The organism is Clostridium sp. DMHC 10 (assembly GCF_001270375.1).
Taxonomy (GTDB): Bacteria; Bacillota; Clostridia; order Clostridiales; family Clostridiaceae; genus Clostridium_S; species Clostridium_S guangxiense.
In genome coordinates, this window is the sequence record NZ_LGVB01000016.1 from 243362 (window position 1) to 257197 (window position 13836).

Here is a 13836-nt window from a genome sequence, read left to right on the forward strand (position 1 = left end):
ACATCCCCTCATTCACTCTACTCTTCAATTAAGGAGGAAATTAATGCCAACACGAAGAAGAAAAAAACATAAAAACTATTTTAAGTTTACTGCTTTTCTAATTATAGTTTTACTTTTAGCAATTGCTGCTTTTACTTTTGCAAATCACAAAAAAAGCTTAAATACCAATGCAAACTCAAAGGCGAAACCAAAAACTACAGCAGTAAAAAAGGTTACGGAAAAACCAGTAAGAAAAGATCCTAATCCAACTAATATACCAGTACTTATGTATCACTCCATAGCTTATGAAGCGGGAAATGACTTAAGAGTGCCAAAAGAAAAACTTAGGGAACAAATGCAAATTATAAAGGACAATGGGTTTACCCCAATAACCTTAGATGAGCTTTATTCACACTTTAATGACAGCGCTGCGCTTCCTCAGAAACCAATTGTAATAACCTTTGATGATGGCTACAAAGATAATTACGAAAATGCACTACCTGTACTTAAAGAATTTGGATTCAAAGCTACTGTATTTGTAATAACCTGTCAGACTGATGACAGCACAGATTTTATGACATCTGCACAGCTTAAAGAAATGAATGCAAATGGAATAGATGTAGAATGTCATACAGTAACACATCCTCATTTAAAAGAACTAAGCTATGATAAACAGCTTACAGAATTAAAAGTTTCAAAAGAAAAGCTTGAAAAAATGCTAAATAAAAAAATAAACTACATTGCATATCCTTATGGAAGCTATAATGACGATACAGTTAAATTAACCAAAAGCCTTGGCTACAAAATGGCATTTACAACAAATGAAGGTCAAGCAAACAAAGACCAAGGAATATTCACACTTGATAGAATGTATATAAGCAACTCAAACAGCTTAGATTACTTCAAGAAACAAATAACTGGTGAAATAAAATAATAAAAAATACCGCACACTTTAAAATGTACCCTTTGTCAAGGACAATTAAAAAAAGTCTATACTACATTAATAAGATGATTTCTGTATTGAACAGGAGTCATCTTTTTTAAATTCCACTGATATCTATAGTTATTATAATAGATTAATATATTTTAAGCGCTTTGCGTGCATTAAGTTTAAGATTTTTTGTAGCGACAGCGGAGAAAAATCATCCTTCACTGTACTCTGTCCTCTGTACTTTGTACTCTGAGTTAAATTCCATTTTGTCTATCTATAGCCGAGGGTTATTTAAATTCCGTTAAGTATTTCCAATAGCGCTTTGGCATATGTGTCATTCTACATTTAGGATTATGGCGACCTTCAATTTCTACGGTGTTATAATAAAGTTTCCACAGCTTTCTAAAATGTTTTTCTTCCTCATTAGGTTCATTAAATTCCATATTTTCTATCGGAATGATAGAAGCCTTATAAGGTTCATATAAAAGTAGCATACTGTGATTTTTATCATAAATTAAGAAATTCTCTTCAGGATATCTTTCACAAAAATGTTGCTTTAAAAGGGGAAGAACATAATTTTGGGGCTCTATTTCTGCTGCAAGACCGCCATTAAAACTGGAAAAACGCACAAAGCCCTTTAAAAGATGACTTTCATTTTTTAAATGCTTAACAGCTTTAAAAAGTGTATTTACAACATCATTGGAAAGCATATTCATAACGGACGGTCCAAAACTATAGCCCATATGCAAAAACATTAAAATATAAAGCTCTTTTTTAGGAAGACAGGTTAAAAAAGAATACTGTATAAATTCTAAAGCTGAATTTCCTATTTTTTTTGGTATGGAGATTAAAACACGGTTTGATTTCTTTGCATCTGTTAATATTTTTTTGGTAGGAAAAAAGCTTACCTGGTGCTCATCTATAAGAGCAATATCTGATGGTATTTCTTTTTTTTTTCATAGCTTTCAAAAACGCAGCAAAGTAAACCTTCAAAGCTTCCGTCATATTCATAAATTAAATTTGACCTGTTAAGCATTTTCTTATATCCTCCTGTAAAAGCAAACTGTTATCGAAAAATGAAAGCTGCTTTGGCGCTTCTTCTGGCGGTAAATTATTTCTAAACATATCTAAGGTTTTGTCTGACATTAAAGAACGCAGAACAGAATCCTCGTTTATTTTAACACCGTAGGAGAGTTTGCCACTGCAGGTTATAAAATATTGGGCGCGCTTAAGTACAACTCCAAGCTTCTTAAGATCAGAAAAATCTAGTTTGACTGCTTTTCTTGTGGTTATAATTCGTTTTGCACTGTTTACTCCTATACCTGGAACTCTAAGGAGAGCTTTATATGAGGCTGAATTTACATCTACAGGGAAGAGCTCCATGTGATTTAGTGCCCAATTACATTTTGGATCTATATATGGATTAAAACTTTGATTATTATCATCTAAAAGTTCACTTGCCTTAAAACCATAAAATCTAAGAAGCCAATCTGCCTGATAAAGACGGTGTTCCCTTAAAAGAGGAGGTTTTGTATGTATTTCTGGGAGAAGGGAATTTTCATTTACAGGCATATAAGCTGAAAAAAATACACGTTTTAATTTATATGTATTATAAAGGCTTTCAGCTAAATTTAAAATTTGAAAATCTGTATCCGGAGTAGCACCTACAATCATTTGAGTGCTTTGACCAGCAGAAACAAATTTTGGAGCATGTTTATAAACTACTATATCTTTAGAATTTTCTTTTATGCGATTTTTAATGTAACTCATAGGCTTTAAAATTGAGTTTTTTGATTTATCTGGTGCAAGAAGCTTTAAACTTTTTTGGGAGGGAAGCTCTATATTTACACTCATACGATCGGCAAGCAGCCCAAGTTCATCTATAAGCTTGCTGTCTGCTCCAGGAATGGCCTTTGCATGAATATATCCAGCGAATTTATATTCATGTCTTAAAATTCTTAATGTTTTGATCATATTTTCACAAGTGTAATCTGGATTTTTTATTACGCTGGAGCTTAAGAAAAGTCCTTCAATATAATTTCTTCTATAAAAATTCATGGTTAAGTCTGCTAGTTCACGTGGAGTAAAGGACGCACGTCTTATATCATTTGAGATTCTGTTTACGCAGTATTTACAATCATAAATGCAGGCATTAGTCATTAATATTTTAAGGAGAGAAATACACCTTCCATCACCAGCAAAACTATGACATATCCCACAAGCTTCAGCACTTCCAATGCCGCCTTTGCTTGCTTTTCTACTAGCTCCACTAGAGGTGCATGCAGCATCATATTTTGCAGCATCTGTTAAAATTTTAAGTTTATCAAAAACATCCATGTAAAACATCTCCCGTAATTCTTGTATATAGATAAATAAGCTGAAATATTTAAATTGATAATATTAATTTAGCTCAATAAACTGGAATTAGAGTAGAGAGTAAAGAGTAGAGTGAAGGATGATTTTCTGCTTTTGCAGAAAAAATCTTAAACTTAATGCTGACGATAGTTTTTAAACTGTATATTTATTTTGCTCAACTCTTTGCTTTTAATCTTTCTAAAATACCTATATAATTTCAAGTATTTATAGTTATAAACGAACTTACGTTCTCAATATTTTGATTATATCATAGAACATGCGTTCGTGTAAATAAAAATTAGGAAATAAATGAAGAGGTAGGTCTTATTGTAAAAATAAGAATATTATTTGCTTTCGAAATTTAATTTAAGTATTATATACATTATATTTTATTTCAAGAAGTGAGCAAGAGAGGAGCAGGTGCATTATGAAAATTATTGAGACAGAAAGATTGTATCTGAGGAAATTAATAATTGATGATAAAAAAGATTTAATGAAAGTTCTTTCTAACCTTGAATCTATGAAATTCTATCCACATCCGTTCAGTGAGAAAGAGGTGGAAAGCTGGATTCAATGGAATATTGAAAACTATAAAAAATATAAACATGGACTATGGGCTGTAATATTAAAAGAGGGTGAGATACTTATTGGGGATTGTGGCATAACGATGCAAAATATTGGTGATGAAACTATACCAGAAATCGGTTTTCATATTATTAAAGAATATTGTAATAAGGGATTTGCAACGGAGGCCGCTCTTGTTTGTAAGGAATATGCATTTAAAGTTTTAAATTATCATGAAGTATTTTCATATACCACAGTACGAAATATTCCATCACAAAAAGTTGCTGAGAAGATTGGCATGCATGTTTACAAATATTTTGAAAAGAATGGTGAAAAACAAATTGTTCAAGTTGCAAATAAAGATTAGTTTGTAATCTTTTTATGAAGCTTTGGCATGTCCTATGCCGAATATTTGAATATTAGTGATTATGTAGTGTATTATTAAATAAATGGACAATTGTAAAATATTGTGTATTAATAAGGAGGTATGAACTTGGGAAATTTATTGGGTTGTATTTGTTATTCATTTTTGGTTATTGTGTTTTTTATTGATTATCTTAAAAACAAAAAAATGTACACGCTTTTGGCAGCGATATTTATATCCATAGTTTTATTTTTTGAAACGCCATTGGCAAGCGGTATTAGTAAAATTGCTAAAAATACATTAACAGTGATAATGTTAATACTTATGGCTACTACTGTGTATTTAATTGTAAAAGAATATAAAGAATATAAAGAAAAGAAAAAGTAAACATGCACGGGGTTTGGGCGTTTTAGCCCATTATCCTTCTATACCATAAGCAAGTACTCGCTTAAAATTATCACTTAATATAAAGAAAAGAAAAAGTAAACATGCACTGGGTTTGGGCTAATATACATATATGCACAATGCAAGTTAAAGAAGGATAATGGGATTATATCCCAAACCCCGTATATGATCGTTATCCTTCTATACCTCAAGCAAGTACTCGCTTAAAATTATCACTTAATATAAAGAAAAGAAAATTTTCAGTGGCCTCAAAAATTCCTCCGTACCTACGGAATTTTAGGTGTGCATGGTGGTAAAGTAGTATCGGGTGAAACAAGTTTACAGGATTCTATAAGAGAACTAAAAGAGGAAATAGGTACTTGCATTAATCCTAATTACACCAAATGATTAAAGAAAAAAGTTTTTATAGATACAGTAATGAATACTTTAAATGCTTATCCAAGTATCTTAATCTGTTATTATAATTTTGATTCACAATCTTCATTAATTGAGCAATATCAAATGGGGCTGTCGCACTAAATATATTAAGTCATAATTTATAAAAATTGTGAAGCAATAACTAATTTTTTTCGCCTAAAAAGAAGGCGAAAAAGCTAAGTGAAGGGTTTTAACTTGCGCCGCTTGTTAAAAAGTGAACTTTTTTATCTTCAGTAAAAAGTTAATGATGATTTTCTTCCGTTCCTCTACGGAAATCTTTAATTTAAATTAAAAATTTTTCTGCAGCGGAGCGCAAGAAAAATCACCTTAACTTTTGGCTTTAGCCGAAAAGTTCACCTTTGACGTGCAATGCATCGTCAAACCCTTCACTTTTCACATAAGTGAAAAAGTTAGTCTTTTAACGAGCAAAGCGAGTTAAAACCCTTAACTCCAATTAATTCGCAATATTTATTAGGATTTTTATTACATTTTCTAATATTTTATAATAATCTCTACAAATTTTCCAGTATTTTGAGGAAATGCCAGATATGATAGTATATATAAATATTCATCTAAATTTAAGTTTTTAACATATTCATAGCTATTTAATGTATTTATAAGTATTTCGTTGTTCCATACAGTTGAATCACGTTTTAAAATTCTTCTTAGAAAATATGATATATCATGGGCGCAAAAATCCATTTTGCAGTTGTCAAAGTCTATAATCCATATATTGTCTAAATTATCAAAGATTATATTTTTATTTACATAGTCTAAGTGGCATAAGCTTTTTCTTAAATTGCCCATATTGATAAAGGAGGAAGCTTCTAATGCTTTTTTTGCAAGTGAAATACAGCTCTCGGAATTGCTTAAAAGTAATTTGGAGAACTCGTCATTTATTTTATACGCAGCATTACAAAAATCTAAAATCTGTTCAAAGTGTTTTTTTGTTGAAAGATCTATTCTATCAAATCCATTTCTTACACTGCTGTTTTCTATAGGAAAAAATTTCGATTAACATTTTATGCATAAGAGCTAAGTTTGTCGATGCTTTAAGAATATCATTAATATCGTCATAGTTGAACTTTCTACCAGTTATCCAAGGCATTAATATAAAAATCATATTATTGTAGGATACAAAACGCATATTGTCACAGGTTGGCAGGACTCTTGTAACTTTTATATTATATCTATAAAGCCATTCCGTGGCTGAATATACGAATAGTAAATCTTCTTTTTTATAATAAACTTTTTTTAAACAATATTTTTGAGTTGGAGAACTTACACAGTATACGGCTCTTTGTTTTTCTGTATCCTTGAATTTTATTTGTTCTAGTTTAGAATCTTGTAAATTATATTTAGAAAGAACAAATTCTTTTATCTTATCATATGGCAGCAATATGCTGGAACTTTTCATATTCACACTTCCTAAAATTATCTTCATTAACTATGATATTAAATATTTTTTTATAATATACATCTAATAAAAGGATTTTAAATATTTGTATAGAATAATTTAATGTATGAAAATGAAAATTCATCACATTATTAGAATAAAATTTACTATTAAATGGGTAAAATATAAGAGATTTGTAGTTGTAAAAGGATATTGATTAATAAATATTTAGTATAAATATTAAATAAAGAAGGAATTAATGATTTTTTGTCGAATATAATCTTGCTTAATTAGAAAAGTTTAATATAATGTTAGGTGGAATGTCTTATTGATAAGTGAAGAGGTTATTCAAAAAATTAAAGATTTAAATGATATTGTGGATATTGTATCTGAGAAAGTAAAGCTAAGAAGATCTGGTCATAATTATTTAGGACTTTGTCCTTTTCACAATGAAAAGACACCATCATTTAGTGTGTCTCAGGAAAAACAAATATATAAGTGTTTCGGATGTGGAGAGTCCGGAAATGTAATAACATTTGTTATGAAAACAAAAAATCTTCCTTTTGTTGAAGCAGTTAAACTTTTGGGTGACAAAGTTAATATTTCAGTTGATACTGATGATGGCAAGCGTAATGAAAGCATAAATCAAAACAATAAGTTATATAAGATTAATGTTGAGGCTGCCAGATACTTTTTTTTCTAATTTAAAATATGATAAAACGGCTAAAGATTACTTTAGAGCGAGAGGTATCACGGAAAATATAATTAGAAGTTTTGGACTAGGTTATGCAAAGAATAATTGGAATGGGCTTTTGTACTATATGAAAAAAAAGGATATTCAGAGTTAGATTTGATAACAGCAGGGCTTATAATACAAAAGAACAATTCTTTTTATGATAGATTTAGAAATAGGGTTATTTTTCCTGTTTTTGATTATAGAGGCAGAGTTATAGGGTTTGGAGGCAGGGTTTTAGATAATTCAAAACCAAAATATTTAAATTCCCCGGAAACTGCATTATTCAAAAAGGGAATAAATCTCTATGGATTAAATTTTGCAATTAAAAATAACATTAATAGAACTTTTATAATTGTGGAAGGGTATATGGATTGTATATCTTTACATCAATATGGTATAAAAAATGCAGTAGCATCGCTTGGAACTGCTCTTACTAAAAGTCAGGCAAAACTTTTAAAAAGGTATGCCAATAAGGTTATTATATCTTATGATGCTGATGCAGCAGGACAAATGGCAACTCTAAGAGGTCTCAAAATATTGAGGGAGGTTGGACTTGAAGTAAGTATAATAAAAGTACCTGAAGGAAAAGATCCGGATGAATTTGTAAGAAATAATGGCAGGGAAGCTTTTATGAAACTTATAGACAATGCACTTCCAATAGTAGATTATAGATTAAAAGAAGCTTTTGAGAGAGTTAACCTTAAGGATAATGAGAGTGTTATAAAATATATTAGGGAAGTTTCTACTATGATTGAGGACTTAGATCCTGTAGAAAAAGATGTATATATAAAAATGGTATCAGAGAAAACGGGAATAAGTGAGCAGGCTATATATGATTTGTTAAGTGAAAAGTCTCAAAAAGATGGCTATAAAATGCATAAAATGGATAATTATGGACAAAATTTATATGTAGAATCAGCATATATTAAATCTGAAAGATCACTTTTAAAAATAATGATACAAAATAGACATATGCTAAATTATATTGTCTCTAAAATTAGCGCCGAAGATTTAATAATGAATAGCCATAAAGAGATATATACAAACATAATAAATGTGGTTAAGGAAAATAATAAACTTAATGAAGAAAGCACACTTAAAATGATTGAGGCTAAATGTAATGATCAAGAAAGTTATTCTGAATGGATTAAAATCGTTAGTGAGAATATAATACTTTCTGAAGGAAATGAAAGAAAACTGATAGATGATTTCATTATAAATATTAAAAAATATAGATTAGAGGAGTCGAAAAAGGAAATTATGAATAAAATAAAGATACTTGAAGAAAAAGGATTGTTTCAAGAAACGCTTGAACTTATAAAAAAGAGAGAAGAAGTACAAAGCAAGTTAAACAATCTGTAATCAACGGAAGGAGGTACAATTAATGAAAAATAAGAATGCTGCTGGTAATAGCGAAAAAAAAGATAATATGAGTCAAAAAAGTGAAAAAATGAAGATAGTTAAGACCTTAATTGACAAAGGAAAGAAAAAAGGAAGCCTTACTTATAAAGAAATAATAGATGAACTTGAAGAAGTTGATTTAAGTCCTGAACAAATTGAAAAAATATACGAAGTGCTTGAATCTGTTGGAATAGAAGTAATTGGCGATATGAATGAAGTTGAGGTTGAAGAGGAAGACCTTGACCTCACAATACCTGAAGGCATTGCCATTGATGATCCAGTTAGAATGTATCTTAAAGAAATAGGTAAAGTACCTCTTTTAGCTCCAGATGAAGAAATAAACTTGGCTCAAAGAATAGAAAAAGGCGATCAATATGCAAAGAAGAAACTTGCAGAAGCAAATTTGAGATTGGTTGTAAGCATAGCTAAAAGGTATGTTGGAAGAGGAATGCTTTTTCTTGATTTAATACAAGAAGGTAATCTAGGACTTATAAAGGCAGTTGAAAAGTTTGATTATAGAAAAGGATATAAGTTTAGTACCTACGCAACATGGTGGATTAGGCAGGCTATAACAAGGGCTATTGCTGATCAAGCAAGAACAATAAGGATTCCTGTGCATATGGTTGAAACTATAAATAAGCTTATAAGAGTATCAAGAAGTCTTCTTCAAGAGCTTGGAAGAGAACCACAGCCAGAAGAAATTGCTAAAATGATGGATATGTCTGTGGATAAAGTTAGAGAAATAATGAAGATAGCACAAGAACCAGTATCCCTTGAAACGCCTATAGGTGAAGAAGAAGATAGCCATTTAGGAGACTTTATACCTGATGATGAAGCACCAGCACCAGCAGAGGCAGCAGCGTTTAGAATGCTTAAAGAGCAGCTTATAAATGTTCTTGATACATTAACTCCACGTGAGGAAAAAGTTTTGAGGTTAAGATTTGGTTTGGATGATGGAAGAGCTAGGACACTCGAAGAAGTCGGAAAAGAATTTAATGTTACAAGAGAAAGAATAAGGCAAATAGAGGCAAAGGCCTTAAGAAAGTTAAGACATCCTAGTAGAAGTAAAAAGCTAAAAGATTATCTTGATTAAAAATTTATTAAGATAGTTTTTATAAGAGTATATTCAAAATAGAAAGGATTCGATATCCTTTCTATTTTCATTGTGTAACGAAGGAAACCACTTGCTAAGCAAGTGGAAGAAAAAAGGCTTATGCCGTTGAGCAGAAAAAAACTCCTATGTTAAAATAGATGCAGGTCTATGAGAGAAACGAAAGGTAAATCCACCTTCACTGTACTCTGTACTTTGTACTCTGTGCTCTGAATCAACTTCCAGTTTATCAGGATAAATTTGGAGATTGTAATTTTAAAGTTTCAAGTTGTCTATCTATAGTAAAAACCTTCAAAAATTAAAAATTCTGAAGGTTTTTCCTCGAATGTTTACATGCACACCGTTAAAAATCTAGCCACTATACTATACTAACTTCAATATTTGATGGAAGTAATTGAAGTTGCTCCTCTGTAACATTTATGTCAGTTATTAAATTATTAATTTGATCAAAAGTAGCAAATCTATATAAACCATCCATACTAAATTTTGAGCTATCAGTTACTAAAACAACTTCTTTAGAATTTTCAAAAATTCTTTGTTTAACTTCTAATTCTCTATATGACCTAGTGCAAGGACCATCTACATGAAATCCATCACAACCAATAAATGCTATATCGGCGTGTATACTTTTAATAGCTTTAGTTGCCAAATAACCAACAAAAGACATACTTTTTTTCCGTAATTCTCCACCAGTTACAATGAGCTGGTTTTTAGTGTTTTCTAAAGCTTGTGCTACAATTAATGAATTTGTAACAATAACTAGATTACTTTTAAGGTTTAATAACTTAGCAATTTGTAGGACAGTAGTTCCAGAATCTAAAATAACAACACCTTTTTCTGGTATCATTTTAACAGCTTTTTCAGCAATTTTAAATTTTTTGTCTATATTTTCTAATAATTTATCATCAAAATGCCTTTCTAAATAATTAGATGATATGGAGGCACAATGGATTTTATTTATGATATTATCTTTTTCTATATTTAAAGGTTTTAACAATATAATCACCACATTCCACAATCAAATTTATAATTGTTTTAAGGAAAGCCCGATTCCCATGCGCTTGCTTGGTAAGTGGTTCACACAAAATCATAGATTTTGGCTCTCTACCTATAAAATAAACTTTTCTATTTCTAAAGCTACTCCATCATTTTGTACTGTATCTGTAACCTTTTTAGCATAACCCTTTACATAATCATTAGCATTTCCCATTGCTATTCCACAGCCTACTGTAGATAGCATTTCTATGTCATTTTTCCCGTCACCAAAAGCATAACTATTTTCTAAAGGAATATCTAAAAAGTCTAGTACTTTTAAAACTCCTGATGCTTTTGAATTTGTTTTTAAATATAATTCAAAGGAACCTGCATCTACATTATGAATATAATCGAAGTTACGATTTTCTAAGGATAAGCAATAATCCACACCCTTTTTATCATTACATAACAATTCGATTTTATATATATCTACTTTTTCAAGATTGTAATTACCTTCTAAATATTTTTTAGGTATACTATAGGAATCATAAAATGAATGCAGCCTTTTATATTCATCTTTAATATATGAATATATTTCTCCCTGCAATATATATTCAATATTAAGTTCTTCCAAATTATATACTAATTCTTTTACAAGTTCTTTCTTAATAGATTCTTTATATATACATTTATCTTTAACTTTTACATATGCTCCATTGGTAAGTACAAAACCATCAAATCCAAAATTACGTAAAGCTTCATTTAGAAAAGCATATGGTCTGCCTGTCGCAATAAAAACATAATTTCCTTTTACTTGCAATTCACGTATAGCCTTTTTTACCCTAGGAGTAATATCTGTCATTCCATTTAAACAGTCTATTAAAGTTCCATCAATATCAAAAAATACTGCCTTATTCATAAATTTCCCTTCTCCCCGCATATGGCTTATTCTTATTCGGTGTAATTTGTTCCTATTTAATATCATTTTATTCCATTTATTCTCATTTGTCAATTAATTTAATTGCATTTTAATATTATGATTGCTAAAATAGAAGTAAATAAGAATAAATTGGAGGAACTATGTTTATTGAAGAAAGACACAAACATATCTTGGATATATTGGAGAGGGATGGGAAAGTATTAGTAAAAGATTTAAGCACACAATTTGAAGTAAGTGAAAGTATGATTCGAAAGGATCTTCAAATTTTTGGAAAAAAATAACTTGCTACAACGAACTTATGGTGGTGCTATTAACATAAAACGTACTATAGTAAATGGTGAAAGTTTATTTAAAAGAGTTGAAAAGAATACAAATTTAAAAGAAATCATTGCAAAAAAGGCATATGAACTAATAAAAAAAGATGATATTATTTTTTAGATGCATCAAGTATTTCCTATCTTCTTGCAAAACTAATTACACAAAATAATACAAACATCACTTTAATTACAAATATGGTTGAAATCTCATCAATGATTAATTTAAATTCGAATATACATGTTATTTTTATAGGCGGAGATTACAATCCTCTCGTAGGCGGAAATATAGGGTCTCGTTCTATCGAACAAATAAAACTTTATCGCTGCACTAAAGCATTTATAGGATGTGGCGGAATAGATCTTCGAGATGGAAGTATTAGTACTTGTGAATCTGAGGATGCTGGCACTAAAAAAGCTATTATGAAAATATCTAAAGAATTATTTCTACTAGCACCAAATGAAAGGTTCAATCTAGATGGAATTTTTAATTTTTCAAATATAACAGATTTCCATAGTATTATTACAGAAACTACACCCAATAATACTATAATGGCTTTACTCGAACAATACGATGTAAATTTAATTTAGAGTTGTGCCATAACTTTACCATACATGTCATACTCAGCTCTAATAACTTCTGGATCACTTGTCTCATGTATTGTCATCGATTTATATCCTATTGGTCTTAAAAGTGTAGCTGGCATTGTCGCAAGATAAGCGCGGATATTCTCTCGCCCCTAAACTAACCTCATTGATTTTTTTGTATGAAATGTTAATTCAAGCAAACCATCAGTTGCAAATAAGTCAGAAAAACTGCTCAAGTCTTTGCTTAAAACCATAGATTGTGCAAGTTCGAAGATTTCTCTTGGGCTTTTGATATCTTTATTTTTTTCATTCACAGTAAGCACCGCCATTTCCCCAGCAAAGAAGCATTATTTGAGGCAGTCAATATTAGTTATAAGCAGCAGCTTACAAAAGAAGCTAAGTCTCTTGTCAATAATACTGATCCAGGTAAAGCATTTTTGATTTTTTTATACACATCATAAAAGATGGTTTTATCAACAAAGCTTTAAAAGATGCTTTAAATGCCGGAATGTCAAACTCTGATGTACTACAAGATTTTCAGTCGCATTCGCCAATCTTCTTACTACAGTCCAACAAGCCAAGGCTGTACGGGAAGATATAGATATAAAAATACCATTAATAAGTGAACTCTAAATGTATATTATAAACAAAATAAAAGAAGAAGAACCCCTGTCATTAGAGATTCCCCTTCTTTTTCATTTATAAAATATTTTTGTACTTTTTCGACAGAATCTTTCAAACCCTATTAATTCCCTTACTGCAAATTTGTCTAACATTTGTTTAATATTCTTTACTGCATTAATATTTACAGTTGGATTACCTTTTATCAGAATAATGTCTGCCATTTTTAGAACTTTAAAATCCTAAATTTCTATTGAACAGTGTATTATTTATAATCCTGGAATTCTAGCTTTTATTGATCAATTGTGATTCTTTTATATATGGAATCAGTGTTTCTTCGTTTTTAATCATTATTTCCGCAAAATCTTATCCATCGCTTTTCCCTTTGCTAACTCATCGATTAGCTTATCCAAATAGCGAATTTCCCGCATAGTTGGTTCTTCAATATCCTCCACTCGGACACCGCAGACCACACCTTTAATCAAAGTACGCAAAGGATTAAGCTTAGGAGCTTCCTCAAAGAAAGTCTCAAAATCTATCTGTTTTTTCAGTTGTGCTTCTAACTCTTCCTTGCTATATCCTGTCAACCAATGGATGATTTCATCGACTTCTGTTTTCGTACGTCCTTTTTTCTCCGCCTTCATAACATAAAGGGGGTAGATACTTGCTACACTCATTGTATAGATATTATGTTTGTTCATGATACACCCTCCCTTAAATGATTTTCTTTATTGCATCA

The 13836-nt window shown here is 30.3% G+C and carries 13 protein-coding genes and 3 pseudogenes; 6 read left to right on the plus strand and 10 right to left on the minus strand.

Annotated elements, in window-relative coordinates; all coding sequences use genetic code 11:
* The first annotated feature begins 43 nt into the window (after nt 1-43).
* Nucleotides 44-913, plus strand: coding sequence for a polysaccharide deacetylase family protein (locus tag AGR56_RS18510; RefSeq protein ID WP_084757217.1), 870 nt, complete (start codon nt 44-46; stop codon nt 911-913).
* A 56-nt stretch (nt 914-969) separates the two neighbouring features.
* Here the strand turns inward: AGR56_RS18510 and AGR56_RS19845 are convergent.
* From AGR56_RS19845 to AGR56_RS18520, 3 genes and pseudogenes are all read right to left on the minus strand, one after another.
* Nucleotides 970-1059, minus strand: a pseudogene (locus tag AGR56_RS19845) (IS3 family transposase); the annotation flags it as partial.
* 138 nt (nt 1060-1197) lie between these two features.
* Nucleotides 1198-1854, minus strand: a complete 657-nt coding sequence (locus AGR56_RS18515) for a TIGR03915 family putative DNA repair protein (protein ID WP_347460569.1) — start codon at nt 1852-1854, stop codon at nt 1198-1200.
* Nucleotides 1855-1924: 70 nt separating this feature from the next.
* Complete coding sequence (locus AGR56_RS18520; RefSeq protein ID WP_053243550.1) at nt 1925-3247, minus strand: putative DNA modification/repair radical SAM protein; 1323 nt, start codon at nt 3245-3247, stop codon at nt 1925-1927.
* A gap of 445 nt (nt 3248-3692) precedes the next feature.
* Here AGR56_RS18520 and AGR56_RS18525 point away from each other — a divergent pair, with 445 nt between their 5' ends.
* Both AGR56_RS18525 and AGR56_RS18530 read left to right on the plus strand, forming a co-directional pair.
* A complete protein-coding gene (locus tag AGR56_RS18525; protein WP_053243551.1) occupies nt 3693-4196 on the plus strand; it encodes a GNAT family N-acetyltransferase in 504 nt (167 codons plus the stop codon).
* Nucleotides 4197-4322: 126 nt separating this feature from the next.
* The gene (locus AGR56_RS18530; protein WP_053243552.1) at nt 4323-4580 is read left to right on the plus strand and encodes a hypothetical protein; all 258 of its coding nucleotides are present in this window, start codon (nt 4323-4325) and stop codon (nt 4578-4580) included.
* A gap of 927 nt (nt 4581-5507) precedes the next feature.
* Here AGR56_RS18530 and AGR56_RS22385 read toward each other — a convergent pair.
* Both AGR56_RS22385 and AGR56_RS22390 read right to left on the minus strand, forming a co-directional pair.
* Entirely contained in the window at nt 5508-6014 is a 507-nt protein-coding gene (locus tag AGR56_RS22385; RefSeq protein ID WP_347460570.1) for a phosphotransferase, read from the minus strand.
* Nucleotides 5983-6432, minus strand: coding sequence for a hypothetical protein (locus tag AGR56_RS22390; protein WP_242851600.1), 450 nt, complete (start codon nt 6430-6432; stop codon nt 5983-5985). The genes AGR56_RS22385 and AGR56_RS22390 overlap by 32 nt, the downstream gene beginning before the upstream one ends.
* A 307-nt stretch (nt 6433-6739) precedes the next feature.
* On the opposite strand from AGR56_RS22390, the pseudogene dnaG reads away from it, so the two are divergent.
* Together dnaG and rpoD are read left to right on the plus strand one after the other, a co-directional pair.
* Nucleotides 6740-8509, plus strand: a pseudogene (dnaG, locus tag AGR56_RS18540) (DNA primase).
* A gap of 22 nt (nt 8510-8531) precedes the next feature.
* A complete protein-coding gene (gene rpoD / locus AGR56_RS18545; protein ID WP_053243553.1) occupies nt 8532-9641 on the plus strand; it encodes an RNA polymerase sigma factor RpoD in 1110 nt (369 codons plus the stop codon).
* Nucleotides 9642-10017: 376 nt separating this feature from the next.
* On the opposite strand, the gene AGR56_RS18550 is transcribed toward rpoD, so the two are convergent.
* Together AGR56_RS18550 and AGR56_RS18555 are read right to left on the minus strand one after the other, a co-directional pair.
* Nucleotides 10018-10656 carry a hypothetical protein gene (locus AGR56_RS18550; RefSeq protein ID WP_053243554.1) on the minus strand — a complete coding sequence of 213 codons (639 nt, stop codon included), beginning with the start codon at nt 10654-10656 and terminating at the stop codon, nt 10018-10020.
* A 111-nt stretch (nt 10657-10767) separates the two neighbouring features.
* Nucleotides 10768-11553 carry a Cof-type HAD-IIB family hydrolase gene (locus AGR56_RS18555; RefSeq protein ID WP_053243555.1) on the minus strand — a complete coding sequence of 262 codons (786 nt, stop codon included), beginning with the start codon at nt 11551-11553 and terminating at the stop codon, nt 10768-10770.
* Nucleotides 11554-11714: 161 nt separating this feature from the next.
* Here AGR56_RS18555 and AGR56_RS18560 point away from each other — a divergent pair.
* Nucleotides 11715-12479, plus strand: a pseudogene (locus AGR56_RS18560) (DeoR/GlpR family DNA-binding transcription regulator).
* 149 nt (nt 12480-12628) lie between these two features.
* Here the strand turns inward: AGR56_RS18560 and AGR56_RS20545 are convergent.
* The 3 genes from AGR56_RS20545 to AGR56_RS18565 form a co-directional block, all read right to left on the minus strand.
* Nucleotides 12629-12805, minus strand: coding sequence for a hypothetical protein (locus AGR56_RS20545; RefSeq protein WP_157055845.1), 177 nt, complete (start codon nt 12803-12805; stop codon nt 12629-12631).
* A 366-nt stretch (nt 12806-13171) separates the two neighbouring features.
* Nucleotides 13172-13321, minus strand: coding sequence for a hypothetical protein (locus tag AGR56_RS20965; protein ID WP_157055846.1), 150 nt, complete (start codon nt 13319-13321; stop codon nt 13172-13174).
* A 126-nt stretch (nt 13322-13447) separates the two neighbouring features.
* Nucleotides 13448-13798, minus strand: coding sequence for a DUF2200 domain-containing protein (locus tag AGR56_RS18565; RefSeq protein ID WP_053243556.1), 351 nt, complete (start codon nt 13796-13798; stop codon nt 13448-13450).
* Nucleotides 13799-13836: the final 38 nt, after the last annotated feature.

What these genes read in the sequence shown, in the direction of transcription:
- AGR56_RS18510 (WP_084757217.1), top strand. Translation starts at nt 44, where the DNA reads ATGCCAACACGAAGAAGAAAAAAACATAAAAACTATTTTAAGTTTACT.
- AGR56_RS18520 (WP_053243550.1), bottom strand. Translation starts at nt 3,247, where the DNA reads ATGGATGTTTTTGATAAACTTAAAATTTTAACAGATGCTGCAAAATAT.
- AGR56_RS18525 (WP_053243551.1), top strand. Translation starts at nt 3,693, where the DNA reads ATGAAAATTATTGAGACAGAAAGATTGTATCTGAGGAAATTAATAATT.
- AGR56_RS22390 (WP_242851600.1), bottom strand. Translation starts at nt 6,432, where the DNA reads ATGAAAAGTTCCAGCATATTGCTGCCATATGATAAGATAAAAGAATTT.
- rpoD (WP_053243553.1), top strand. Translation starts at nt 8,532, where the DNA reads ATGAAAAATAAGAATGCTGCTGGTAATAGCGAAAAAAAAGATAATATG.
- AGR56_RS18555 (WP_053243555.1), bottom strand. Translation starts at nt 11,553, where the DNA reads ATGAATAAGGCAGTATTTTTTGATATTGATGGAACTTTAATAGACTGT.
- AGR56_RS20545 (WP_157055845.1), bottom strand. Translation starts at nt 12,805, where the DNA reads ATGGCGGTGCTTACTGTGAATGAAAAAAATAAAGATATCAAAAGCCCA.
- AGR56_RS20965 (WP_157055846.1), bottom strand. Translation starts at nt 13,321, where the DNA reads ATGGCAGACATTATTCTGATAAAAGGTAATCCAACTGTAAATATTAAT.
- AGR56_RS18565 (WP_053243556.1), bottom strand. Translation starts at nt 13,798, where the DNA reads ATGAACAAACATAATATCTATACAATGAGTGTAGCAAGTATCTACCCC.